Source organism: Arthrobacter sp. HMWF013, from assembly GCF_003061105.1.
GTDB lineage: Bacteria > Actinomycetota > Actinomycetes > Actinomycetales > Micrococcaceae > Arthrobacter.
Genome location: NZ_QAIQ01000453.1, coordinates 1 through 3,197, shown reverse-complemented (window position 1 = coordinate 3,197; position 3,197 = coordinate 1). Strand labels below are relative to the sequence as shown.

General features: G+C 64.0%; 2 protein-coding genes. Both read left to right on the top strand.

Annotated features, from left to right (window positions below; all coding sequences use genetic code 11):
* The first annotated feature begins 95 nt into the window (after nt 1-95).
* Entirely contained in the window at nt 96-1,163 is a 1,068-nt protein-coding gene (locus tag DBR22_RS16350; protein WP_108599890.1) for an ABC transporter ATP-binding protein, read from the top strand.
* Nucleotides 1,160-2,980 (top strand): ABC transporter permease, encoded by a 1,821-nt coding sequence (locus tag DBR22_RS16345; RefSeq protein WP_108599889.1) that lies wholly within the window; start codon nt 1,160-1,162, stop codon nt 2,978-2,980. The genes DBR22_RS16350 and DBR22_RS16345 overlap by 4 nt, the downstream gene beginning before the upstream one ends.
* Nucleotides 2,981-3,197 lie beyond the last annotated feature (217 nt).

Here is a 3,197-nt window from a genome sequence, read left to right as displayed (position 1 = left end):
ACATGGGCCCGTGGGTGGAGAAGATCGAACTCGAGTACATGCCCTAGTTCGCCATCCTTCCCGTTCCTTCCAGTCCCACCCAGACAGGCCCCGTCATGATCCGCTTGGACAACATCGAAGTTTCCTTTGGCGATTTCATTGCCATTCCCAACCTTGACCTGCATGTGAAGCCCGGGGAGTTCTTCACTTTGCTCGGCCCCAGCGGGTGTGGCAAGACCACGGCACTGCGGACCCTGGCAGGGTTCATTGAGCCCTCCCAGGGAACAGTCCACGTGGACGGAAAAAACGTGACGAAGCTGCCCAGCGACAAACGCCAGGTGGGCATGGTGTTCCAGAACTATGCCCTGTTTCCCAGCATGAGTGTGTGGGAAAACATTGCGTTCGGGCTCCGGGTCCGGAAGGAAAAGTCAGCCGAGAGCGACCGCCTGGTGCGCGATATAGCGCACCGGGTGGAGCTCAGCGATGAACAGCTGCACAAAAATGTGGCTGAGCTTTCGGGTGGCCAGCAGCAGCGCGTGGCCGTGGCCCGCGCCCTGGTGCTCAAGCCCAAGATCCTGCTGCTGGATGAGCCGCTGTCCAACCTTGATGCGAAGCTCCGGCACCAGCTGAGGCAACAGCTCAAGGACCTGCAGAGCGAGTTCGGGATCACCACGGTCTATGTCACGCACGATCAGGATGAGGCCCTGGCCATGAGCGACCGGGTGGCTGTTTTCAACAAGGGCGTGGTGGAGCAGATTGGAACACCGCAGGACATCTATGACAATGCGGCCACGGAATTTGTCTGCAACTTCATTGGCGACAGCTCCGCGCTCACCCCCCAGTTCGTGGCGGAGGTGAACAGGGCGTCCGGTGAGGAACTCAGCACCGGGGCCAACTCCTACCTCCGGGTGGAAAAAGCCTCCCTGACCCCACCGGCGGACGGAGGCACCGCCGTCGGGCTTTCCGGGCAAGTGGTGTCACGGACGTACCACGGCCTCCACAGCCGCTATGTGGTCCGCAGCCACGGGGCGGAGATCCGCCTGCTCGTCAAAGAGGACGGCGGTGTGCAGCCGGAACCCGGTGCGGACACCACCGTTTATGTCCAGCCCAACCACATCCTGCAGTATGACCGGGATACCGGGCTGGCCCTGGACAGGCAGGGCGAGCCAGTGGCCCTGCCATGAGCACCCCCTCCTCGACCAAAGGCATGCTCCGCTCCCCGTTTGTGCTGATCGTGGGGGTGGTCCTCACGTGGTTCATCGCCGCCTTCCTGGTGTGGCCCAACCTGAACGTCCTGATGGTCACGTTCTTTCCGGACGGCAATTTCTCCGGCCGCGCAGCGGAGAAGCTGTTCTCTTCACAGCGGGCCATGAAGTCCCTGGGGAACAGTTTCCTCCTGGCCGTGGCACTGTCCATCACCGTGAACGTGGTGGGCATCTTCATTGTGCTGGTCACGCATTACTTCAAAATCCGCGGATCGAGGATCCTGTTCCTGGGCTACGCCTCGACGTTCATCTACGGCGGCATTGTGCTGGCCGCGGGCTACAAGTTCATCTACGGGGACAAGGGAATTGTCACCTCGCTCCTGGTGAAGGTCTTTCCCGGGATGGATCCGGCGTGGTTCTCGGGGTTCTTCGCCGTCCTGGTGGTGATGACGTTCGCCACCACCACCAACCACATGCTGTTCGTGGCCAATGCCCTGAAGGGTGTTGACTACCAGACCATCGAGGCGGCCAGGAACCTGGGCGCCTCAACGTGGACCATCCTGCGCCGGATAGTGCTGCCGATGCTCAAACCCACCCTGTTCGCGGTCACCATCCTGTCCTTCCTCACCGGCCTGGGTGCCCTGAGCGCTCCCCAGGTGCTGGGCGGACGGGATTTCCAGACCATCACGCCGATGATCCTGACGTTCACCAACAGCCCCACGTCCCGGGACCTGGCCGCCCTGCTGGCCGTCATCCTGGGTGTGGCCACGATCCTGATGCTGGCCGTGATGTCGCGGCTGGAGAAAGGCGGCACCTACTTCTCGGTGTCCAAGGTGTCCTCGGCGCTGCAGAAACAGCAGATCACCAGCCCGGCAGCGAACGCCACGGTCCACATCCTGGCCTACCTGCTGTTCGCGATCTACACCCTTCCGGTGGTCCTGATCGTGCTCTACTCCTTTGCTGACGGCGCTGCCATCCAAACCGGGCAGATCTCCTTCGGCAGCCTGACCCTGGACAACTACATCCATGTCCTGACCCAGCCGTCGGGCCTCCGGCCGTTCATTGTCAGCGTGATCTACAGCGCGCTGGCCGCGGTCATCGCCGTGGGCGGGCTGCTGTTTGTGGCCCGGCTGCTGCAGAAGTACAAGAACTGGGTCAGCACGGTGTTCGAGTACCTGCTCCACATCCCCTGGGTCCTTCCCTCAGCGCTGCTGGCACTGGGCCTGATCCTCAGCTACGACCACCCGAATCCCCTGGTGGGCGGGGCGGTCCTCACCGGGACCACGGTAATCCTGCTGATTGCCTTTGTGACGGTCAAGATTCCCTTCACGCTGCGGATGCTCAAAGCCTCTTTTGCCTCGGTCAACTCTTCCCTGGAGGAAGCGGCGGCCATCATGGGCGCCAAAACGCTGTACGTCTTCCGCCGCATCCTGCTCCCGCTGGTCCTGCCCGCCGCCGCGGCCATCACGGCCCTGAACTTCAACAGCATGCTGGACGACTACGACACCGCCATCTTCCTGGCGCACCCCCTGGTCCAGCCGCTCGGCCTGGTGATCAAGGCGAACACCGACGGCGCTGAAGGGGTCCAGGGGGTGGCGAACACCTTTGTCTACACCGTGCTGCTGATGGTGATCACCGGCGTGACCATGTACCTGGTCTACGGCCGCTCCAGCCGCCGGGGCACCTCGGGGAAGCGGCCCGGCGTGGCGGTGGCCCGGACTGTTCCGGGCCCCGTCCTGGCTGAAGTTCCAGGCGGCGTCCCGGGCGGCAAGGAACCCGCGTCGCCGGTGCGCTGATTCCCGCGCTGCGGAGTGCGGGCTGCCGGCGGTGTGCTGCGGGCAGGTTCTCGTGGGCTGCCATGCGTGGCTGGCTACCGGGTGGCTGATCCCGGCCGGCTGGCTACCGGGTGGAACCGCTTCCGACGGCGGTGCGTGCTGTCCGCCGTCCGGCCAGGGCGAGGAGCCGGTCCCGCAGCGGCTGGGCAGTCTCGGCGAGAGCCACCCGCCCCATCGC